Raw genomic sequence first — 21,284 nt, 5'->3', positions numbered from 1 at the left:
ATGGTGCTGTCGTCTGCGCCCCCAACTCGTTCAGGTACCTGAGTAGGCGTGGGGCGAAATGACGCGCATTTCCGATTCTATCCAATTTTCGACCTCTTGCATCAGACTGTCGGGAGTGTGGTTTTCCGGCGCTATCGGCTTGCCGATCGAGACGGTGATCAGGCCAGGGCGCTTGATGAAGGAATTCTTCGGCCAGCACTCGCCTGAATTATGCGCGATCGGCACGACCACGGCACCGGTTTCGATCGCCAGGCGCGTGCCGCCGCTTTTGTATTTGCCCTTCTGGCCGACCGGGATGCGGGTCCCTTCGGGGAACATGATGATCCACTGGCCGTCGGCCAGGCGGCGCTTGCCGTGCCTGACCACGTTGGCGAACGCGTTCTTGCCCTGCTTGCGGTCGATCGGGATCATGCGCAGCAGCGCCATGGCCCAGCCGAAGAAGGGGATGTAGAGGATTTCCTTCTTGAAGACGAAGACCAGCGGATGCGTCATGTTCGGCAGCAGGAAGATGGTCTCCCACGCCGACTGGTGCTTCGACAGCAGGATCGCCGGCCCGGTCGGCAGATTATCGTAGCCCTTGAATTCGTAGCGGACGCCGCACAGGACCTTTGCGCACCAGATGATGAAGACGTTCCAGCGCGAGGTGATCCAGAAGCGCGTGTTGTATTTGAAGGGCGCCGCGAGGAAGCAGACGCAGGCCCACACGACGGTGGAAACCACCATGACGATCGTGAACAACAGGGAGCGCAGGAACAGGGTGGCAGTACGCAAGGAAGGGTCTCCGGGACGTAGATCGGTGATACTGAACTCAGCTTAGCAGATCAGGGGGCAGGCGGGCTAGAGCCAGCTTGCTTCAGGAAGGCGGTGACCATCGCGGCGAGGTCCGGAAAGACCTGGGTGCCGGGCGGCAGGCCGCCGGTGGCATGGGTCTTTTCGCCCTTGCCGGTCAGGACCAGGTAGGGCGCGCAGCCGCTGATGAAGCCTGCCTGCAGGTCGCGCAGCGAGTCGCCGACGGTCGGCACGCCCTTCAGGCTGAGCTTGAAGCGCTTGCTGATCTCTTCGAACATGCCGGCCTTCGGCTTCCTGCAATCGCAGTTGTCGATGGCCGCGTGCGGGCAGAAGAAAATGGCGTCGATGTCGGCGCCCACCAGCTGGGCCGCGGCATGCATCTTCTGGTGGATCGCGTTCAGGGTGGTGATGTCGAACAGCTCGCGCGCGATGCCGGACTGGTTGGACGCCACCACCACGCGGTAGCCGGCCTGGTTCAGGCGCGCGATCGCTTCGAGCGATCCCGGAATCGGGATCCACTCGGCGGGCGACTTGATGAATTCGGGGGAGTCATGGTTGATGACCCCATCCCGGTCGAGGATGACGAGCTTCATGCCGCCAGCTTCGAAATATCGGCCACGCGGTTCATCATGCGGTGCAGGATCGCGAGCAGGGCCAGGCGGTTGTTGCGCAGCTGGACGTCTTCGGCCATCACCATCACGTCGTTGAAGAAGGCGTCGACGTCATCGCGCAGCTGGGCCAGGGTCTTCAAGGTGCCGCTGAAGTCGCCGCGCTCGAAAGCTGCGTCGACGTCCGGCTGCACGCGCTGCACGCTGGCGTACAGCTTCTTCTCGGCCTCGTCCTGCAGCAGGGCGGGGTTCACCGAGCCGACCTGCGCCAGTGCGTCCTCGTTCTTCTTGAGGATGTTGGTGATGCGCTTGTTGGCGGCGGCCAGCGAGGCGCTTTCCGGCAGCGCGGCGAAGGATTGCACGGCTTCCAGTCGCTGCACGACGTCGTCGACGCGGTCCGGGTTCTGGGCCAGCACCGCTTCCACCTCGTTCGGCGAGAAGCCGCGGTCGCGCAGCAGGCCGCGCAGGCGGTCCAGCATGAAGGCGGTGACGTCAAGCGTCGGGTCCTTGAAGCCGGCCTGGCCTTCGAAGGTCGCGACAGCGTCGGCCAGCAAGCTTGACACCGGCAGCGGCAGGCGCTTCTCGAGCAGCATGCGCGTCACACCCAGCGCATGGCGGCGCAGCGCGAACGGATCCTTCTCGCCGGTCGGCTGCAGGCCGATGGCCCAGATGCCGACCAGGGTTTCCAGCTTGTCGGCCAGGGCCACGGCCAGGCCGGTATTGGTAGCCGGGAGGGCGTCGCCCGAGAAGCGCGGTTGGTAGTGCTCGGAGGCGGCCAGCGCCACTTCTTCGTTCTCGCCGTCGTTGCGCGCGTAGTAGGTGCCCATGATGCCTTGCAGCTCAGGGAACTCGCCGACCATGTCGGTCAGCAGGTCGGCCTTGGCCAGCTGGGCGCCGCGCTCGGCCAGCAGCATGTCGTAGCCCAGGTGGCGCGCGATGGCGCCGGCCAGGCGGGTGACGCGCTGGGTGCGTTCCAGCTGGGTGCCCAGCTTGTTGTGGTAGACCACGTTGGCCAGCTGCGGCACGCGCGATTCCAGCGACTTCTTCTTGTCCTGCTCGAAGAAGAACTTGGCGTCCGACAGGCGCGGGCGCACCACGCGCTCGTTGCCGCCGACGATGGCGACCGGGTCGTCGGTTGCGATGTTGGAGACGATCAGGAAGCGCGAGCGCAGCTTGCCGGCGGTATCGGTCAGCGCGAAGTACTTCTGGTTGGTCTGCATGGTCAGGATCAGGCATTCCTGCGGCACCGACAGGAACACGTCCTCGAACTGGCATTCGTACACCACCGGCCATTCGACCAGGGCCGTCACTTCATCCAGCAGCGCTTCCGGCATCAAGACCTGGTCGGCGCCGGCCTTGGCCAGCAGCTGGGTGCGGATGGTGTCCTTGCGCTCGTCCGAGCTGGCGACGACCTTGCCCTGGTCCTTCAGCACGGCGGCGTACTGGTCGGCGCGATTAATGTCGAAGGACTGGCCATCCGACAGGAAGCGGTGGCCCAGGGTGGCGCGGCCGGCGGCCAGGCCGAGCAGGGACAGCGGCACCACGGCGTCGCCGTGCAGGGCCAGCAGCGAATGCACCGGGCGCACGAACTGCACGGTCTCGCCGTCCGGGCGCTGGTAGCTCATGACCTTCGGGATCGGCAGCTTGGCGACGGCTTCTTCCAGCACCGGCTGCAGGCCCTCGGCCAGCTGGCTCCCCGGCGCGGTATGGCTGTAGAAGAAGCTCTCGGCCTTGCCGTCCTGGGCGCGTTCGAGGTCTTCGATCTTCAGGTCGGGGAAGCCCAGCGCGGCCAGCTTCTTGGCCAGCGGCGCGGTCGGATTGCCGTCCTTGTCCAGGGCCACCGCAACCGGCAGCACCTTTTCGCGGATTGCCTTGTCCGGCGAAGTCGGGCGCACATTGGTGATCGACACCGCCAGGCGGCGCGGGGTGGCGTAGGTGGTGACGACGCTGTCGGCTTCCAGGAAGTCGCGCGCCTTCAGGCCATTGGCGATGCCGTTCGCAAAAGCGGCGCCCAGTTTGACGAGGGCTTTCGGCGGCAGCTCTTCGGTCTGGATTTCGACGAGTAAGGTCTGGTTCATGATCGTTCTATTCTTCTGTTCTGGGCTCAGCCGACTTTGACTTCGGCGGCGTCGACTTCGGGCGACTTGGGCAGCATCGGGAAGCCGAGCTTCTCACGCGAATCGTAATAAGCCTGGGCGACCAGGCGCGACAGCGTGCGCACGCGGCCGATGTAGGCGGCGCGCTCGGTGACGGAGATCGCGCCGCGCGCGTCCAGCAGGTTGAAGCTGTGCGAGGCCTTCATGATCTGCTCGTAGGCCGGCAGGGTCAGTTCCAGCTCGATCAGGCGCTTGGCCTCGCTCTCGTGGTTGCTGAAGGCCTGGAACAGCAGTTCGGTGTTCGAGTGCTCGAAGTTGTAGGTAGACTGTTCGACCTCGTTCTGGTGGAACACGTCGCCGTAGGACAGGCGCTTGGTGACGCTGTTTTCTTCCCACTCGGTCCACACCAGGTCATACACGTTCTCGACGCCCTGCAGGTACATCGCCAGGCGCTCGATGCCGTAGGTGATCTCGCCCAGCACCGGCTTGCAATCCAGGCCGCCGACCTGCTGGAAGTAGGTGAACTGGGTCACTTCCATGCCGTTCAGCCAGACTTCCCAGCCCAGGCCCCAGGCGCCCAGGGTCGGGCTTTCCCAGTCGTCTTCAACGAAGCGGACGTCGTTCTTCTTCAGGTCCAGGCCCAGCGCTTCGAGCGAACCGAGATAGAGGTCGAGGATGTTTTCCGGCGCCGGCTTGAGCACCACCTGGTATTGATAGTAGTGCTGCAGGCGGTTCGGGTTCTCGCCATAGCGGCCATCCTTCGGACGGCGCGAAGGCTGCACGTAGGCGGCGCGCCAGGGTTCGGGACCGATCGCGCGCAGGAAGGTGCCGGTGTGGAAGGTGCCCGCGCCGACTTCCATGTCGTACGGCTGGAGCAGGGCGCAACCTTGCTTGTCCCAGTAGGTTTGCAAGGTCAGGATGATTTGTTGGAATGTAAGCATCTTTAGGCGTGGAGCTGTATATCGGCTTCGGGCACGCAGGCCGCGAACACGGTGAGTTTGCTAAAACACCAATTTTAGCGGGTTTTCACGGCTGACTCGAAACGAATCCTCGAATCGGCCGGGGTTTTCATGATTATTCTTCGGTCGTGCCACGCTTGCGCATTCTGCCGCTCAGCCAGGCGCCGGCCAGGCCCAGCAGGCCGAGGCCGAGGAACAGGTAGTTCCCGCAGCGGATGTAGGGCGTCATGCCGGCGGTGCCCTGCACGGTGGCGGTCAGCACGCCCTCTTTGTAGAAGGGCAGTACCTGTGCGACCCTGCCGCGGTGGTCGATGACGGCGGTGGCGCCGTCGTTGGTCGCGCGCAGCATCGGGCGCCCGGTTTCCAGCGTGCGCATGCGCGAGATCTGCAGGTGCTGCGGGATCGCGGTCGATTGTCCGTACCACGACAGGTTCGACACGTTCAGCAGCATCGTCGCCGGGCGCGGCGCATTGCGCAGCTGGTAGGCGATTTCTTCGCCGAACACGTCTTCGTAGCAGATATTCGGCAGCACCAGCTGGTCCTTCACGGCGAAGGGCGCCTGCAGCGCGCCACCGCGGGTGGCGTCGCTCAGCGGGATATTCAGCATGTCGGTGAACCAGCGGAAGCCGGGCGGGATGAATTCGCCGAAGGGCACCAGGTGCGCCTTGTCGTAGCGGTAGGCCTGTGGATGCGCTTGCGGCGGCACGGTGACCAGGCTGTTCGAATACTTGCCGGGACCGTCCAGCAGCGGCATGCCGAGTGCCAGCGTGCTGCCGCTGGCGGCGGCGAAACGCTGCAGGCTTTCCAGGTAACCCTGGGGCAGCTGGTGCGCGAAGATCGGGATCGCCGTCTCCGGTGTCGCCACCAGGTCGGCCGGCGCGGCCGTGATCATGTTCTGGTAGGTCTCGAGGATGCTGGTCAGGAAGGCCAGGTCGAACTTGCGGTCCTGCGGAATATTCCCCTGCAACAGGCGCACGGTCAGCGGCTGGCCCGTGACCTGGGTCCATTCGACGGTACGGAGGCCGGCGCCGACCAGCATCAGCACGGCGAACAGCGCGACCGCGGGCAGTTTGCGGCGCTGGGTCAGCATCACCAGGCAGCCGGCGCACATGGCCACCAGCACGCCGATGCCGTAGACGCCGACGATCGGGGCGAAGCCGGCCAGCGGAGCATCGCCATGCGCATAGCCGGAAGCGGCCCAGGGGAAGCCGGTGAAGACCCAGCCGCGCATCCATTCGCTCACGCCCCACAGGATGGGCAGGACCAGCAGCAGGAAGGCGCTGACCGGCAGCGACCAGCGCCGCCGCAGCCAGGTGGCGATGCCCGCGGCGAGGGCGCCGAACAGGCCCATGTAGAGTCCGAGCAGGGTAATCCCGATCACCCCCAGGATCGCCGGCAGGTGCGCGAAGCGGGTCATGAAGATGTATAGCCAGTGCATGCCCGCCACCGACCAGCCGAAGCCGAACGCCCAGCCGAGCAGGGTCGCGCGGCGCGTCGAGCTGCCCATGCCGACCTGGTAGAACAGCCAGGCCAGGGACAGGAATTGCAGCGGCCACCAGCCGAAGGGTTCGAAGGAGAACAGGCTGAGGCCCCCGGCCACGACGGCGCAGGCGAGGGCGATGAGGCTGGGACGGGTGCCGCGCAGCGCCGGGTCCGGCGCGACGGCCGGGCGGGTACGGCGGCGCAGAATCAATCGGGGTCCAATTCGTTAGCTAGTACGTCATCCCCGCGCAGGCGGGGATCCAAGTCGGGTTTCAATCGTGGTCGGCGCCGTCGTCGCGGCTGGGCAGCTTCTCGACCAGCAGCACGTGGATCTGGCGCGCGTCGGCGCGCAGCACCTCGAAGCGCAGGTTATCCAGGTCGAACACTTCGCCCTTGTGCGGCATGCGGCCCAGGTGGCTGGCCACCAGGCCGCCGATGGTGTCGACGTCGTCTTCCGGCAGGTCGACGCCGATCTCTTCGTTGAACTGCCCGATCTCGGTGAGGGCCTTGACGCGCCAGCGCGGGCCGTGCTGGCCTTCCTTGATCGACAGGACGTTGTCCTCTTCCTCGTCGAAGTCGTATTCGTCCTCGATGTCGCCGACGATCTGCTCGAGCACATCCTCGATGGTGATCAGGCCGGCCACGCCGCTGTACTCGTCGACGACGATGGCCATGTGGTTGTGGTTCGCGCGGAAGTCGCGCAGCAGCACGTTCAGGCGCTTCGATTCGGGGATGAAAATGGCCGGGCGCAGCATGTCGCGCACGTCGAAGGATTCTTCGGCGTAGTAGCGCAGCAGGTCTTTCGCCAGCAGGATCCCGACTACCTTGTCGCGTTCGCCCTCGATGGCGGGGAAGCGCGAGTGCGCCGTTTCCAGCACGATCGGCAGCCATTCCTCGATGGGCTTGGTGATGTCGATGACATCCATCTGCGAGCGCGGCACCATGATGTCGCGCACCGACAGGTCGGAGACCTGGAACACGCCCTCGATCATGGAGAGGGCATCGGCGTCGATGAGGTTGCGTTCGTGGGCGTCGTGCAGCACTTCGAGCAGCTCGGCGCGGTTTTCGGGCTCGGGGGAAATCAGGGCGGTCAGCCGTTCGAAGAGGGACCGGTGGGTTTTGACGTCGCTGCGGACGTCAGCAGGGTGCTCGGGCATAGTTGGCGTGAAGCCGTTGTTGCGATGGGCATTAGGATACACCAAAAGCGCAGATGCCTGTTTTTTATGCAGCACGGCTGGGGTGCTGGAATGTGCGCCGTATTGATTCGCCTTTGTCCTATAGTTGTTCATTCGCTACCGAAGCCACTAAGGAGCTCCTCCATGCCAGCCCTCGACATCAACGGCACCTCCACCAATCTCGACGTCGCCGACGACATGCCCCTGCTGTGGGCCATCCGCGACGTGATGGGCCTGACCGGCACCAAGTTCGGCTGCGGCGTCGCCCTGTGCGGCGCCTGCACCGTTCACCTGGACGGCCAGCCGATCCGCTCCTGCGTGACTCCGGTCTCGGCCGCGGCCGGCAAGAAGATCACGACCATCGAGGCGATCGGCAACGACCCGGTTGGTGCGAAGGTGCAGGACGCCTGGCGCCAGGTCGACGTGGTGCAGTGCGGCTACTGCCAGTCCGGCCAGATCATGGCGGCCACCGCGCTGCTGCAGGCAAACGCGAAGCCGAGCGACGCCGACATCGACAGCGCGATGTCCGGCAACATCTGCCGCTGCGGCACCTATGGCCGGATCCGCAAGGCGATCAAGATCGCGGCCGGCATCCCGTCCCCGGCCGTGGCGCCCGCCGCCCAGCCGCAAGCACCCCGCAAAGCCTGAACCGAGGAGCGCACATGGAAACCAAAGACCAGGTATCGAACTCGCGCCGCGGCTTCATGAAGGCGGGCGCGGTGGCCGGTGGCGGCCTGCTGTTCGGCTTCTCGCTGTTCGGCTGCAGCAAGGACGGCAAGGAAGGACAGAACGACCGCAAGGAGAAGCCGTCCGAAACGGCGGTCGGCCAGGCCGCCACCGCCGCTTCCGAGCCGGCGGGGCTGGCGCACGACGCCTTCATCCGCATCGACAGGGAGGGCATCGTCACCCTGATCATCCACAAGGTCGAGATGGGGCAGGGCACCTTCACCTCGATGCCGATGCTGCTGGCCGAGGAACTGGGCGCAGACTTGAGCAAGGTGAAGCTGGAGCAGGCCCCGGCCGACAACAGCCTGTACGCCGACCCGATGCTGGGCGGCCAGGTGACCGGCGGCTCGACCTCGGTGCGCGGCGCCTGGAAGCCGCTGCGCGAGGCCGGCGCCAAGGTGCGCACGGTGCTGGTGCAGGCCGCCGCCCAGACCTGGAAGGTAGACGAGAAGGAGCTGAGTGTGGTCGGCGGCACCGTGCGCCACGCGGCCTCGAACCGCTCGGCCCACTTCGGCGAACTGGCCGACGCCGCATCCAAGCTGCAGTTCCCGAAGACCGTCACTTTGAAGAACGCGGCCGACTTCACCCTGATCGGCAAGTCGCTGAAGCGCCTCGATTCGCCGGTCAAGACCAATGGCCAGGCCATGTTCGGCATCGACGCGCGCCTGCCGAACATGGGCATCGCCGCGGTGATGGCCTCGCCGGTCACGGGCGGCAAGGTGGCGGCGGTGGACGAACAGAAGGCGATGGCGGTCAAGGGCGTGCGCCAGGTGCTGCGCATCGAAGGCGCGGTGGCGGTGGTCGCCGATAATTTCTGGACCGCCAAGCAGGGCCTGCTTGCCGGAGCGCCGCGCTTCGACGACGGCCCGAACGCCAACGTCAGCACGGCCTCGATCGTGGCCGACATGGCCAAGGCCGCGGAAGGCACGGGGGCGGTCGCCACCAACAAGGGCGATGCCCTGAAGGCGCTGGCCCAGGAAGGCGGCGGGCGCCGCATCGACGCGGTGTACGAGATGCCCTTCCTCGCGCACGCGACTATGGAGCCGATGAACTGCACGGTCGACCTGCGCGCCGACGCCTGCGAGCTGTGGGTCGGCACCCAGGTGCCGGCGCTGGCGCAGGGCGCGGCCGCCAAGGTCACCGGCCTGCCGGTCGAGAAGGTAAAGGTGCACAACCACTACCTGGGCGGCGGCTTCGGGCGCCGGCTGGAAGTCGACAACGTGCTGCAGGCGGTGGCCTTCGCCAAGCTGGCCAAGGGCCCGCTGAAAGTCATCTGGACCCGCGAGGAAGACATCCAGCACGACATGTACCGCCCCTATTACTATGACCGCCTGTCGGCGAAGCTGAACGACAAGGGTATGCCGGTGGCCTGGTTCCACCGCGTGACCGGCTCCTCGATCATGGCGCGCTTCGCGCCGCCGATGGTCAAGAACGGCGTCGACCCGGATGCGGTGGAGGGCGCGGCCGACCTGCAGTACACGATCCCCGACATGCGCGTCGAGTACGTGCGCCACGAGCCGCCCGGCGTGCCGACCGCCTTCTGGCGCGGCGTCGGCCCGACCCACAACATCTTCGTGGTGGAGAGCTTCATCGACGAGCTGGCGTATGCGAGCAAGACCGACCCGGTCGCCTTCCGCCGCGCCCTGCTGCAGAAATCGCCGCGCACCCTGGGCGTCATGAACCTGGCGGCCGAGAAGGCGGGCTGGGGCAGGCCCCTGAAACCGGTGGCGGGCCGCAAGGTGGGCAGAGGAATCTCGACCCAGTTCGCCTTCGGCAGCTACATGTCCCAGGTGGCGGAAGTCTCGGTCGGCCCGGATGGCGACGTGCGCGTGCACCGCGTGGTGTGCGCGGTGGACTGCGGGCAGAACGTCAACCCGGACGGCATCATCGCCCAGATGGAAGGCGGCATCGTGTTCGGCGCCAGTGCCGCGCTGTGGGACCAGATCACCCATGAGAAGGGACGCGTCCAGCAGTCGAACTTCGGCGACTACCGCGTGATGCGCATGAACGAGGCGCCGACCGTGGAGGTCTACATCGTCAACAGCCACGACGAGCCGGGCGGGATCGGCGAGCCGGGAACGGCGGGGATTGCGCCGGCGATCAGCAATGCGGTGTTTGCGGCGACTGGCAAGCGGGTGAGGAAGCTGCCGATTGGGGAGCAGCTCAAGAAGGCATAACGACGACGGAATCGCGGGCACGGGGTGCCCGCCCTACGGCATGGCTATCGTAGGGTGGGCACCCCGTGCCCACGTATTGGCCTACTCTTCGGCGTACGGATCCGGGTAGCCCAGCGCTTCCATGATGTCGCGCTCCAGCTGCTCCATCTCTTCCGCCTCCTCGTCATGCTCGTGGTCGTAGCCCTGCGCATGCAGCACGCCATGCACCACCAGGTGCGCCACGTGTTCCTCGACCGTCTTCTTCTGCTCCTCGGCCTCGCGCTGCAGCACGTCGGTGCACAGCACGATGTCGGCCTGGATCGGTTCGTCGTCGGCCAGTTCCTCGCCCTCGTTGTAGGCAAAGGTGAGGACGTTGGTGGCGTAGTCCTTGTGGCGGTAGTCGCGGTTGAGTACCTGGCCTTCGGCGGCGTCGACGAAGCGGATCGCCAGCTCGGCAGGGCCGAGCAGGGAGGCTTGCACCCAGCGGGCTATCATGTCGGGAGTGATCGAGGCTTCCAGGCGGGTGTCGGGATACTGGACGTCCAGTTCGAGCTTATGCTTTTTTTCTTGCATTTCGGGTCACGGGTTTGGCCACGCCGGGCAGGGCGCCGAGCTCCTGCATCGAGGCGGATTTTTCATAGGCGTCGACAATGCGGCCCACCAGCGGGTGGCGCACCACGTCGGCGCTGGAGAACTGGGTGAAGGCGATGCCGCGCACGTCCTTCAGCACGTGCATCGCATCGACCAGGCCGCTGCGCTGGGTCTTGTGCAGGTCGACCTGGGTGACGTCGCCGGTGACCACGGCCTTGCTGCCGAAGCCGATCCGGGTCAGGAGCATCTTCATCTGCTCGACCGTCGTGTTCTGGGCTTCGTCCAGGATCACGAAGGCGTGGTTCAGCGTGCGCCCGCGCATGAAGGCCAGCGGGGCGATTTCGATGACCTGCTTCTCGAACAGCTTCTGCGTGCGGTCGAAGCCGAGCAGGTCGTACAGCGCGTCGTACAGCGGGCGCAGGTAAGGGTCGACTTTCTGCGCGAAGTCGCCGGGCAGGAAGCCGAGGCGCTCGCCGGCTTCGACGGCCGGGCGGGTCAGGATGATGCGCTTGACCGCGTCGCGTTCCAGCGCGTCGACGGCGCAGGCCACGGCCAGGTAGGTCTTGCCGGTGCCGGCCGGGCCGATGCCGAAGCTGATGTCGTGCTCGAGCACCGCTTTCAGGTACTGGATCTGGTGCGGCGTGCGGCCGCGCAGGTCGCTGCGGCGGGTCTTCAGCATCGGGCTGACCAGCTCGCCGGATTCGTCGCGTTCGAGATCCTCGGCTTCCTCGCGCAAGGTTTCGCCGGGCTCCTTCTTGGCCTCGGCTGCCGCAGGGGCGGCTTCGATGGCCGGCTTCAGGCCGGCGCGCTGTTCGACCAGGGCCAGCTGCACTTCCTCGATCGGCACGACCTTGTTGGCCACCGCATAGAAGCGTTCGAGCAGTTCGACCGCGCGTTCGGCGTTGGTGCCGCTGACGATGAATTTCTCGCCGCGCCGGAAGATGGTGACGTCGAGGGCGGCCGAAATCTGGCGCAGGTTCTCGTCGAGCGGGCCGCAGAGATGGGCGAGCCGCGTGTTATCGAGCGGCTCGGGGATGAAGTACGAAGGCTGGGTAGGCGTTTGGTTTTTCAACTTGCTTTGGCAATCGTGTCAATGCTGGCGACCAGGTCGCCGCGCAGGGAGTAATCCAGGCTTTCGGTGATGCGCACGTCGACCAGCTGGCCGATCAGCGTCTCGCCCAACTCGCCCGGGACGAAGTTCACGACGCGGTTGTTCTCGGTACGGCCGGCCAGCTCTCCCTGTCCTTTTTTGGACGGTCCTTCGACCAGGATGCGCTGCACCGTGCCGACCATCGCCGCGCTGGTCTTGCGGGTGTTCAGGTCGATCTGGGCCTGCAGGCGCTGCAGGCGCGCCAGTTTGACCTCGTGTGGGGTATCGTCTTCGAGGTTGGCGGCCGGGGTGCCGGGGCGTTTGCTGAAGATGAAGCTGAAGCTGTTGTCGAAGCCGACGTCTTCCACCAGCTTCATCATCGCTTCGAAATCGGCGTCGCTCTCGCCCGGGAAGCCGACGATGAAATCGGACGAGATCGAAATGTTCGGGCGCACCGCCTTGATGCGGCGGATGATGGACTTGTATTCGAGGCCGGTGTAGCCGCGCTTCATGGCCTGCAGGATGCGGTCGGAGCCGTGCTGCACCGGCAGGTAGAGGTGGTTCACCAGCTGCGGGATCTTCGCGTAGGCGTCGATCAGGCGCTGGGTGAATTCCTTCGGGTGGCTGGTGACGAAGCGCAGGCGCTCGATGCCGGGGATTTCGGCCACGTACTCGAGCAGCAAGGCGAAGTCGGCGACCTCGCCGTTGTCCATCGTCCCGCGGTAGGCGTTCACATTCTGGCCCAGCAGCATGATTTCCTTCACGCCCTGGGCGGCCAGGCCGGCAACCTCGGTCAGCACGTCCTCGAAGCGGCGCGAGACTTCCTCGCCGCGGGTATAGGGCACCACGCAATAGCTGCAGTACTTGCTGCAGCCTTCCATGATCGAGACATAGGCGACCGGGCCCTCGACCTTGGCGGGCGGCAAGTGGTCGAACTTTTCGATTTCCGGGAAGCTGATGTCGACCTGGGCGGATCCGCTGGCGCGGCGCGCCTGGATCATCTGCGGCAGGCGGTGCAGGGTCTGCGGGCCGAACACCACGTCGACGTGCGGGGCGCGCTTGACGATCGCCGCGCCTTCCTGAGAGGCGACGCAGCCGCCGACGCCGATCACCAGGTCGGGCTTGCCGCGTTTGAGTTCTTTCAGGCGGCCGAGGTCGGAAAAGACCTTTTCCTGCGCCTTTTCACGCACCGAGCAGGTGTTGAAGAGGATGACGTCGGCATCCTCCGGGGTGTCGGTGCGTACGAGTCCTTCGGACGCGCCGAGCACGTCCGCCATCTTGTCCGAGTCGTACTCGTTCATTTGGCAACCGAAGGTCTTGATGAATACTTTTTTCTGCATGGCTGATGCTTTGACAAGTGAATTCCAGTTTACCGCAAATCGGAAACCCGCCCGGAAATGGACGTGTGCACCCGCTTTCGGTACTGGCCAGAATGAAAAATTTCTTAACCGAAATTTTGATACAGTCGGTTACATTGTTAAATCTTGAAATCGCATTGCAAACTGTTATGTTTGTGATTGCCGGAACGAATTTTTTTATTTCTTTTTGTAAATCAATTAGCTAGGCTGTACCGGCAATTGCAAATTAAGTTCAAGAAAACTCTTGCGTGCGCCACAATCTGTCACCATGTGCTGAAATGACTGTATGACAAGCTTTCCGAACGTTAGCTTGATTTCGACCAATGATTTTCGTGCTCCGGTCGAGTGTGAACCCGGCGTATGAGTTTGATAATTTGTTCGAAAAACAAGTGCGTTGGGGTAGCGAGTCAGGGAGCGCACGGGGTCCGGGGACGTTGTCGACGCGCAGTCGATTGATCGTTCGGTAACGTATCCGGGAACTTATGTTGACGAAACGAAGTCTTTAACAAAGTTCGTAAGAGAACTATTTTAACCACTCACGAGGTAATCATGGCACATCACGCTCTGTCTTCACAGGAAAGCTACAACCCTAACCACTTGCTGGACATTCTGCTCGGCAAGATGCAGCTGAAGAATGACGCAGCGCTGTCGCGCATGCTGGAAGTTGCTCCGCCGGTGATCAGCAAGATCCGTCACCACCGCCTGCCGGTCGGCGCATCGCTGCTGATCCGCATGCACGAAGTGACCGGCATGAGCATCCGCGACCTGCGTGACCTGATGGGCGACCGCCGTACCAAATATCGCCTGTCGGACGCACAAGGCCGCCCGAAGCCTGAAGAAAAAGCTGCAAAAGAGGCTGCTGCACAAGCCGCTCAACAGCAAGCCCAACCGCAAGATCAGAGCGACGCGTCCAAGTCCGGCAATTATGCGCACTGATGCCGAGGGCATGACAGCCGGTCCTGTCATGCCTCCGGCGAGACCCGGCAGCGGGTTCGCACCTGCTGCCGTCATTTCCAGGCCGTCCTGAGAATGAGGGGTCGCTCCCCTTAAGTCATCAGGATGGCCGACATTTCTTCCAGTTGTTGTTCCGTTTCCCGGAACAAGTCCATATAAGCATCTTCGTTCAAGCCCATCGCATTCCAGGCCACGCTGGACAGCGCCGGCACCAGTTCCTCCTCCTCGCCCGCCAGGTCGAGCGCATGGACGACCGCGTTGGCCACATGAACGATGGCGGCAAGAAATCCCGCGCCCGGTGTCTCGGGCGCGTGGTGATAAGCGATCGCCTGACGCATCGTGTCCGAAAAATTCCAATGCGCCGCCAGCGCCACCCCGGCATCCACATGGTCGATGCCCAGCACCGCGCGCTCGGCATCCAGCCATTCGCCGTCGTGCCTGGCGCGCCAGGCCAGGGCCTCGCCGTAGGCCTGGGGATGGCCGGTCACCAGTACCAGGCGGCCGATGTCGTGCAGTAGTCCCGCAGTGAACGCAACGTCCTGGTTGAAGCGCAGGCGCCGCGCCAGCGAACGGGCGCAGGCCGCCGTCGCGATCGAATGGCGCCAGAAGGCCTTGTCGTTGAAACCGGGGCACAGTCCGTTCGGGAAGCAGCCGGTGACGGCCGCCGCCGTGATCAGGTTGCGCGTGGTCTGGAAGCCCAGGAAGGTGATGGCTTGCTGGATCGTCGCCACCTTCACCTGCAGGCCGAAGGAGGACGAATTTGCCAGGCGCAGGGTCTTGGCCGTCAACGCCTGGTCATAGGACACCTTTTTCGCCAGCACCGAGATATCCATGTTGTCCTGCTCGATGCTGCTGAGCAGTTCCATCACGACGGCCGGCAGGGAAGGCAGGTCCTGCACGCTTGCGGCCAGCTGTTCGGAAGACAGTTTGCTCATCGCTGCACCTCGCGCTGCAGACGGAAGTCTTCGATGTACTGGCGCAGAATCGTGGTTGCCCAGTCATCATTGCTCCCGCGCTCGTGCTTGCGGAAGACGTGGTCCAGCCTTTCCTGCACCAGGGCCGCATCGACAGGCGGCGCCAGCGGACTGGCCGCGAGGATGGGGAGGATCTCGACGCCATGGCGCGCCAGCGATGCCAGCATGCCCTCGGTCAGCACCACGCCCTGTGCCAGCAGCACATTCCCCTTGTCGTCGCGCAGCACCTCGCCCAGCACCATACCCGGGCTGGCATCTTGCAGGGGTGTCAGCTGGTAAGCGCCGTTCATACTTCCCTCTTTGTATTTATTAACGGAATTATATTAACACCCGATCCGGGTGAAGCAGCTACTCCCCGGCCGGCAAGCTGGCATAAACTGTTGTATTCTCGGCAGGATTCAATTCGATAGGACAAGTATGAAACTGTATTTCAGCCCGGGCGCCTGCTCGCTCTCCCCCCACATCGCCCTGCTCGAAGCGGGCCTGGACTTCACGGCTGAAAAAGTCGACATTCGCGCCCGTAAGACCGAAAGCGGCGCCGATTTCCTGGCGATCAACCCGAAAGGCTATGTGCCGGCGCTGGAGCTGAAGGATGGCGCCGTGCTGACCGAAGGCCCGGCCATCGTCCAGTTCATCGCCGACCTGGTCCCGGACCGCCAGCTGGCGCCGGCCAACGGCACGCTGGAGCGTTATCGCCTGGTCGAATGGCTGAACTTCATCTCGACCGAGCTGCACAAGAGCTTCAGCCCGCTGTTCCGCCCGACCTCGACGGAGGAGATGAAGGACGCCGCGCGCACCCACCTGATGAATCGCCTTGGCTGGATCGCCAGCCAGCTGGAAGGCCGCGATTACCTGATGGGTTCGCAATTCACGGTGGCCGACGGCTATCTGTTCACCGTGCTGGCCTGGGCCAACTACGTCCAGTTCGACCTGTCGCCGTGGCCGGTGTTCGCCGCCTACACGCAGCGCGTCGGTTCCCGCCCCGCAGTGCAGCAGGCGCTGCGCGACGAAGGCCTGATCAAGTAGGCAGGCAAGGAGTGAGGATGCTGCGCTGCGCCACCGGACGCCCGGACACGTTAACATGCGCGCCATGACAAGCAAACGCTACGTTGCCCTGCTGAGGGGCGTAAATGTCGGGCGCGCAAAACGGGTCGCCATGGCCGACCTCCGCAAAATGGTCGGCGAGCTTGGCTACGACGATGTGCGCAGTGTTCTCAACAGCGGCAACCTCGTCTTCAGCGGTCCGTCGCGGCCGCAGGATGAAGTTGCCGCGCAAATCGAGGAAGCCCTGGTGCTGAAGCTGGGCGTGGCGGCGCGCGTGCTGGTGCTCGATGCCGCCGAGCTCGCTGACGTCGTCGCCGGCAACCCCTTGCTCGGCCAGGCCGGCGACCATTCGCGCCTGCTGGCCTTCATCCTCTCGAACCCGCATTCCACGCCACAGGCACGCCAGGCGCTCGAGACGCTCTGCGGCCAGGACTGGGAGTCCGGCGCCACTGCGCTGGGCGAGCGCGCCGCCTACGTGTGGTGCCCCGATGGCATCCTCGACAGCGCTGCCGCGGCCGCGCTCGGCAAGCAGCTGGGCGATACGACCACCTCACGCAACTGGGCGACCCTGCTCAAGCTGCACGCCTTGTGCAGCGAGCCCTTGTAATCGGGTAGCCGATCCCCATATAAGAAACTTGGGCACGCTGCTGCGTGTCCACTGCGCTGCAAACGACAACGGCGCCATCTGGCGCCGTCGACTCTCCGGTTTTACCTCCCCACTTGGGCCAGCTCAATCCTTCTTGAATTTCTCGCTGCTGTCGCGGCTTGCGCGGTAGCCGATCAGGATCAGGCCGACCAGCATCATCGCAAACACTTCCGGTTCCGGCAGTTCTGACATGGACGGCGAGGGCGGCATGACCACATCGGTACGCGCAACCGTCGAGACATCGGCAATGCGATGGGCGCGGACGGCGTGGCTGGTGTCGAGGTCGATGGCGGCGGCCTGGGCGGCGCCGAAAGGCAGGCAGAGTGCTGAACTGAGTGCAGCGGCAAGAACGTATCGTTTCACGGTCATTCCTTCCAAATGTCCACCTCGGAGAGCGCATCCGGGTACCAATCCAGCATAGCAAAAATGCGAATTGAATTGCGCTCGTTACGTCTTGTTACCTGTTTCTCAGCAATTACAAAACGTAAAATTTTTATAATTGCAGTAATTGAAATTATTATCTCTCGATTACTTATTTAATAGGCAAAAAGTGGCGAAAACTTTGCGATTTGCTTAGCTAACTTATTGAAATTACAAAGAAAAGTGATGGCAATTTGATCAGCTGTGTTGTGTCTCAAAGTTTTTTCAGCGCACGGTATACACGTATCTTTTCTTTGGGGGTATAGTCTCCATATCCCCATTGCCTTCGGGCATCAAAACAATAGCAGACGCCTACGTTTGCATCTCATGCGGTCCATGCACCGCGCCTTTCGCGTCCAATCGGCACTTCGGAAGGCACGCAATATCTACGTCGTGAAGCACCTTCAGATTAAAGAGTACTGATACATGCCCAATTTTGCTCGACTTCAAATTGCCTTCAAGAATGTTTATGTCCGTATCCTGACTGCCGTGCTGTTGGGCATGATGGTGGGCTGGTTCATTTACAAGGCAGACGTCCCGCAGGATCCGTCGCCGGTGGTCCACTCGCAGAACATCTCCGAGATCACCGAACTGGCGTCCCTGAAGGACCGGCTCGACTACCTGCTGGTGGCGCGCCCGCTGTCCGATGCACCGCGCTATATCTACAAGTTCAAGGGCGCGCCGCAGCTGCACGTGGTGAAGGTGCCGAGCACCTCCCACCTGTCGCTCGAGCGTGAAGTCCTGCTGAAGAACGCGATCCCGTACTCGATCGCCAAGGACGACTACCTGGCTTCGCACAAGGCCGTGCTGCAGGACGAGAACGAAGGCTTCGCTTCCGAGGTCGTCTCCTTCATGAAGCGCCACGCGCTCGACCTGACCGTGCTGGTCCTGATCCTGTACGCCCTGAAGTTCGGCATCCCTGGCATGAACGCCGGCGGCGCCCAGATGATCTCGCCGGACAAGCTGAAAGGCTCGCTTGACGACCTGATCGGCATGGAAGACATCAAGCAGGAAGTCCTCCACCTGGAAGACATGATCCGCAACCGCGAGCTGTACAAAGAGCACAACATCGACAAGCCTTTCAACGTCATGCTGACCGGTCCTGCCGGTACCGGCAAGACCAAGCTGGTCGGCTACCTGGCCAAGCGCCTGGACATTCCGCTGATCCAGGCCTCGGGCTCGGCGCTGGAATCGGGTTACGTCGGCGGCGGTTCGAAGGCGCTGAACGCGCTGTACCGCAAGGCCTCGAGCAAGGGCCGCTGCATCATCTTCCTGGATGAAGCGCAGAGCCTGTTCATGCCGCGCGGCCGCAGCGAAAAGAAATGGGAAGACGATACCGCCAACACCCTGCTGGGCCTGCTGGACGGCGTGAAGAGCGACAAGGGCCAGGGCGTGATCTGGGTGGTCGCCTCGAACTTCGACGATGCCTCGACCGAGATGGACGAAGCGATGCTGCGCCGCTTCTCGGTGAAGATCAACTTCCGCCTGCCGAACAAGGCCGAGCGCAAGGAACTGCTGCGCAGCTTCCTGTCGCGTAAAAAAGAAGGTCTGGTGGACTTCAATGACCTCGACCTCGACCAGGTAGCCGAGATCACCCAGAACCTGAGCCCGGCGCTGCTGGAATCCGTGGTCGAGCGCGCATCGATGCTGTCGATCCAGGAAAAGGTCATCATCAACACCGACCTGCTGTTTCGTGCCTATGAGCGTGCGACCATCGGCCTGACCGACCGCGCCACCACCGCCGAGAAGCACAAGCAGCGCGAGCGCATCGCCGTGCACGAACTGGGTCACTTCTTCATGCAGATCGACCCCTTCCTGCGCGCCGGCATGACCCTGGATGAAGTGAAGGAAAAGTCGCACCTGCTGAAGATCAGCACCGAAGCCGTGTCGAAGATCGGCGCCCTGGGCTACGTCCTGCAGTCGGGCGACGACATGTCGCTGCGTACTCTGGAAGAGCTGGAGCGCGACGTCATCGGCCTGTACGGCGGCGTGGCGGCGGAAGAGCTGTTCTATGGCGCCCGCGGCATCTCGGTCGGCAGCCAGAACGACATCGAGAAGATCACCAAGATGCTGAACCTGATGGTGGGCCGCCTGTCGATGTACTCGCGCGCCAAGATCGACTATAGCCAGATGGGCAACGACGCCTCCGGCGAGCACACCTTGCGCCAGGTCGAGGAAAAGTCGGATGAGCTGTACAGCTACACGCTGAATGCGATCCGCGACTACCAGGACGTGATCGTGGCGCTCAAGGACACGCTGCTCGACCAGTACGTGCTGTCCAAGGATGCCGTGTTCGCCCTGCTGGAACAGCACAAGGATGCGCTGCTGGCCGGCCTGAACCATGCTCGCCATGCCAGCCTGAAGCTGTGCGCAGAGGAAGCTGCGGTCGCATAACGCTGCGTGGGCACGGTGTGCCCACCCTACGAAAAACGCCGCGGGGTGTGAATCCCGCGGCGTTTTTTTTCGTCCCTGGGGTGGGCACACCGTGCCCACGCGCGCTCAGTGGGCCGCCGGCGCCTCCGCCAAGCCCTGCAGCACGTAATCCGTCATGCTCCTGGCCAGTTCGCGCTCGCCGACGAACACGGTGCCGCCGGTTTCCTCGCGCAGCAAACGTGCCTCTTCCTCGCTGTGGGTGCGCACCACGCAGCGGATGGCCGGGTTGAGCGCCTTGGCCGTCTCGATCATGCTGCGCACATGGAAGGTATCGGGCGTCGCGATTACCAGCATCGAGGCGCGTGCGATATGCGCCTGGATCAGCACCGCCGGGTCGGCGGCATTGCCGGCCACCGCCGGCTGGTCGCGCCGGCGCAGGTCCTCGACCATCTCGCGGTTCTGCTCCGCCACCACATAGTGCACGCCCTGGCGGGTGAGTTCCTCGGCGATGCGCTTGCCCACGCGGCCGTAGCCGACCAGTACCACCTGGCCGGTCAGGTGCTCGTGCGTGACCGTCATCGGCAGCTCGGCCAGCGGATCGGTCGAGCGCTCCAGCTTGCGCGCCAGGTCGGATTTGGAGCGCAGCCACTTCTGCAGCGGGTTGATGGCCTTGAACATCAGCGGGTTCACGGCGATCGAGACGATGGCGCCGGCCAGGATCAGGTTCTGGCCGAGCTCAGGCAGCAGCCCCAGCGACATGCCCAGCGCCGCCAGGATGAATGAGAATTCGCCGATCTGCGCCAGGCTGGCCGAGACGGTAATCGCCGTGTTCAGCGGGTAGCGCAGCGCCAGCACCAGGACAAACGCCGCGATCGATTTACCGAACAGGATGATGGCCACCACCGCCAGCAGCTCGAGCGGATGCTCGACCAGCACGCGCGGGTCGAACAGCATGCCGACCGAGACGAAGAACAGCACCGAGAACGCATCGCGCAGCGGCAGGGTCTCTTCGGCCGCGCGGTGGCTCAGTGCCGATTCGCGCAGCACCATGCCGGCGAAGAAGGCGCCCAGCGCGAACGAAACCCCAAATAACTCCGACGAGCCATAGGCGATGCCGACCGCGGCCGCGATCACGGCCAGCGTGAACAGCTCGCGTGAGCCGGTCTTGGCCACGCGCCACAGGAACCAGGGGAACAGCTTGCGGCCGACGATCAGCATGAAGGCGACGAAGGCGCCCACCGACAGCAGGGTCTTGCCGAGCGCCAGCCACAGCGAATCGTCGGCGCCGTGCCCACTAAGGGCATGGCCGCCCAGCGGACCGGCCAGCGCCGGCAGCAGCACCAGCACCAGCACCGTGACCAGGTCCTCGACCACCAGCCAGCCCACCGCGATGCGGCCGTTGAAGGAATCAAGCTGCCCGCGGTCTTCCAGCGCCCGCAGCAGCACCACGGTACTGGCCACCGACAGCGCCAGGCCGAACACCAGGCCCGCACCCAGGCTCCAGCCCCACAGATGGCTCACCCCCATGCCCATCAGCGTGGCGACCGCGATCTGCAGCACGGCGCCGGGAAGGGCGATGCCTTTCACTTCCATCAAATCGTCGAGCGAGAAGTGCAGGCCGACCCCGAACATCAGCAGCATCACGCCGATCTCCGCCAGCTGGGAGGCGAGGGCGACGTCGGCCACGAAACCCGGCGTGGCCGGGCCGATCAGGACGCCGGCGGCGAGATAGCCGACCAGGGCCGGCAGGCGCAGCCGCACGGCGAGCATGCCGAACAGCAGGCCGAAGCCGAGAGCGGCGGCGATGGTGGTGATCAGGCTGATGTTGTGGTGCATGCGGACG

Annotated in this window: 19 protein-coding genes; 6 read left to right on the top strand and 13 right to left on the bottom strand. The window is 64.1% G+C overall.

Going from position 1 to position 21,284, the window contains the following annotated elements; all coding sequences use genetic code 11:
• Positions 1 to 30: 30 nt before the first annotated feature.
• From AC07PE_RS05900 to AC07PE_RS05875, 6 genes are all read right to left on the bottom strand, one after another.
• A complete protein-coding gene (locus tag AC07PE_RS05900) occupies positions 31 to 771 on the bottom strand; it encodes a lysophospholipid acyltransferase family protein (protein ID WP_498762465.1) in 741 nt (246 codons plus the stop codon).
• Between the two features lie 50 nt (positions 772 to 821).
• A complete protein-coding gene (gmhB, locus tag AC07PE_RS05895) occupies positions 822 to 1,382 on the bottom strand; it encodes a D-glycero-beta-D-manno-heptose 1,7-bisphosphate 7-phosphatase (RefSeq protein WP_498762463.1) in 561 nt (186 codons plus the stop codon).
• Positions 1,379 to 3,475 (bottom strand): glycine--tRNA ligase subunit beta, encoded by a 2,097-nt coding sequence (gene glyS, locus AC07PE_RS05890; protein WP_498762461.1) that lies wholly within the window; start codon positions 3,473 to 3,475, stop codon positions 1,379 to 1,381. The genes gmhB and glyS overlap by 4 nt, the downstream gene beginning before the upstream one ends.
• A gap of 26 nt (positions 3,476 to 3,501) precedes the next feature.
• Positions 3,502 to 4,434: a glycine--tRNA ligase subunit alpha gene (gene glyQ, locus AC07PE_RS05885; RefSeq protein WP_498762459.1), complete on the bottom strand. Its 933-nt coding sequence runs from the start codon at positions 4,432 to 4,434 to the stop codon at positions 3,502 to 3,504.
• A 133-nt stretch (positions 4,435 to 4,567) separates the two neighbouring features.
• Positions 4,568 to 6,142, bottom strand: a complete 1,575-nt coding sequence (lnt, locus tag AC07PE_RS05880) for an apolipoprotein N-acyltransferase (RefSeq protein ID WP_498762990.1) — start codon at positions 6,140 to 6,142, stop codon at positions 4,568 to 4,570.
• Positions 6,143 to 6,206: 64 nt separating this feature from the next.
• Complete coding sequence (locus AC07PE_RS05875) at positions 6,207 to 7,091, bottom strand: CorC family transporter (protein ID WP_498762457.1); 885 nt, start codon at positions 7,089 to 7,091, stop codon at positions 6,207 to 6,209.
• A gap of 162 nt (positions 7,092 to 7,253) precedes the next feature.
• Here AC07PE_RS05875 and AC07PE_RS05870 point away from each other — a divergent pair, with 162 nt between their 5' ends.
• Together AC07PE_RS05870 and AC07PE_RS05865 are read left to right on the top strand one after the other, a co-directional pair.
• The gene (locus AC07PE_RS05870; protein ID WP_498762454.1) at positions 7,254 to 7,757 is read left to right on the top strand and encodes a (2Fe-2S)-binding protein; all 504 of its coding nucleotides are present in this window, start codon (positions 7,254 to 7,256) and stop codon (positions 7,755 to 7,757) included.
• A complete protein-coding gene (locus AC07PE_RS05865; protein ID WP_498762988.1) occupies positions 7,754 to 10,012 on the top strand; it encodes a xanthine dehydrogenase family protein molybdopterin-binding subunit in 2,259 nt (752 codons plus the stop codon). The genes AC07PE_RS05870 and AC07PE_RS05865 overlap by 4 nt, the downstream gene beginning before the upstream one ends.
• 81 nt (positions 10,013 to 10,093) lie before the next feature.
• On the opposite strand, the gene ybeY is transcribed toward AC07PE_RS05865, so the two are convergent.
• From ybeY to miaB, 3 genes are read right to left on the bottom strand one after another with little or no spacing between them, the layout of a single operon-like run.
• Positions 10,094 to 10,564 (bottom strand): rRNA maturation RNase YbeY, encoded by a 471-nt coding sequence (gene ybeY / locus AC07PE_RS05860; RefSeq protein ID WP_498762452.1) that lies wholly within the window; start codon positions 10,562 to 10,564, stop codon positions 10,094 to 10,096.
• Complete coding sequence (locus tag AC07PE_RS05855; protein WP_498762450.1) at positions 10,545 to 11,654, bottom strand: PhoH family protein; 1,110 nt, start codon at positions 11,652 to 11,654, stop codon at positions 10,545 to 10,547. The genes ybeY and AC07PE_RS05855 overlap by 20 nt, the downstream gene beginning before the upstream one ends.
• Complete coding sequence (gene miaB / locus AC07PE_RS05850) at positions 11,651 to 13,012, bottom strand: tRNA (N6-isopentenyl adenosine(37)-C2)-methylthiotransferase MiaB (protein ID WP_498762448.1); 1,362 nt, start codon at positions 13,010 to 13,012, stop codon at positions 11,651 to 11,653. Before miaB ends, AC07PE_RS05855 begins: the two co-directional genes overlap by 4 nt.
• Before the next feature lie 567 nt (positions 13,013 to 13,579).
• Between miaB and AC07PE_RS05845 the strand changes: the two genes are divergently transcribed.
• Positions 13,580 to 13,966 carry a hypothetical protein gene (locus AC07PE_RS05845; RefSeq protein WP_498762446.1) on the top strand — a complete coding sequence of 129 codons (387 nt, stop codon included), beginning with the start codon at positions 13,580 to 13,582 and terminating at the stop codon, positions 13,964 to 13,966.
• Between the two features lie 110 nt (positions 13,967 to 14,076).
• On the opposite strand, the gene AC07PE_RS05840 is transcribed toward AC07PE_RS05845, so the two are convergent.
• Together AC07PE_RS05840 and AC07PE_RS05835 are read right to left on the bottom strand one after the other, a co-directional pair.
• A complete protein-coding gene (locus tag AC07PE_RS05840; RefSeq protein ID WP_498762443.1) occupies positions 14,077 to 14,919 on the bottom strand; it encodes an HDOD domain-containing protein in 843 nt (280 codons plus the stop codon).
• On the bottom strand, positions 14,916 to 15,248 hold the full coding sequence (locus tag AC07PE_RS05835; protein ID WP_498762441.1) for a hypothetical protein: 333 nt from the start codon (positions 15,246 to 15,248) through the stop codon (positions 14,916 to 14,918). Before AC07PE_RS05835 ends, AC07PE_RS05840 begins: the two co-directional genes overlap by 4 nt.
• A 127-nt stretch (positions 15,249 to 15,375) precedes the next feature.
• Between AC07PE_RS05835 and gstA the strand changes: the two genes are divergently transcribed.
• Both gstA and AC07PE_RS05825 read left to right on the top strand, forming a co-directional pair.
• On the top strand, positions 15,376 to 15,984 hold the full coding sequence (gene gstA / locus AC07PE_RS05830) for a glutathione transferase GstA (protein WP_498762440.1): 609 nt from the start codon (positions 15,376 to 15,378) through the stop codon (positions 15,982 to 15,984).
• A gap of 55 nt (positions 15,985 to 16,039) precedes the next feature.
• On the top strand, positions 16,040 to 16,609 hold the full coding sequence (locus AC07PE_RS05825) for a DUF1697 domain-containing protein (protein ID WP_498762438.1): 570 nt from the start codon (positions 16,040 to 16,042) through the stop codon (positions 16,607 to 16,609).
• A gap of 123 nt (positions 16,610 to 16,732) precedes the next feature.
• Here AC07PE_RS05825 and AC07PE_RS05820 read toward each other — a convergent pair whose 3' ends face one another.
• Positions 16,733 to 17,011, bottom strand: a complete 279-nt coding sequence (locus AC07PE_RS05820) for a hypothetical protein (protein ID WP_498762436.1) — start codon at positions 17,009 to 17,011, stop codon at positions 16,733 to 16,735.
• A 483-nt stretch (positions 17,012 to 17,494) separates the two neighbouring features.
• Here AC07PE_RS05820 and AC07PE_RS05815 point away from each other — a divergent pair, with 483 nt between their 5' ends.
• On the top strand, positions 17,495 to 19,462 hold the full coding sequence (locus AC07PE_RS05815) for an AAA family ATPase (RefSeq protein ID WP_498762434.1): 1,968 nt from the start codon (positions 17,495 to 17,497) through the stop codon (positions 19,460 to 19,462).
• 105 nt (positions 19,463 to 19,567) lie between these two features.
• Here the strand turns inward: AC07PE_RS05815 and AC07PE_RS05810 are convergent, their stop codons facing one another.
• Entirely contained in the window at positions 19,568 to 21,277 is a 1,710-nt protein-coding gene (locus AC07PE_RS05810; RefSeq protein WP_498762432.1) for a cation:proton antiporter domain-containing protein, read from the bottom strand.
• Positions 21,278 to 21,284: the final 7 nt, after the last annotated feature.

The sequence above is a fragment of the Telluria sp. GW821-FHT07G12 genome (assembly GCF_059418525.1).
This window is presented reverse-complemented; position numbering and strand designations above follow the sequence as displayed.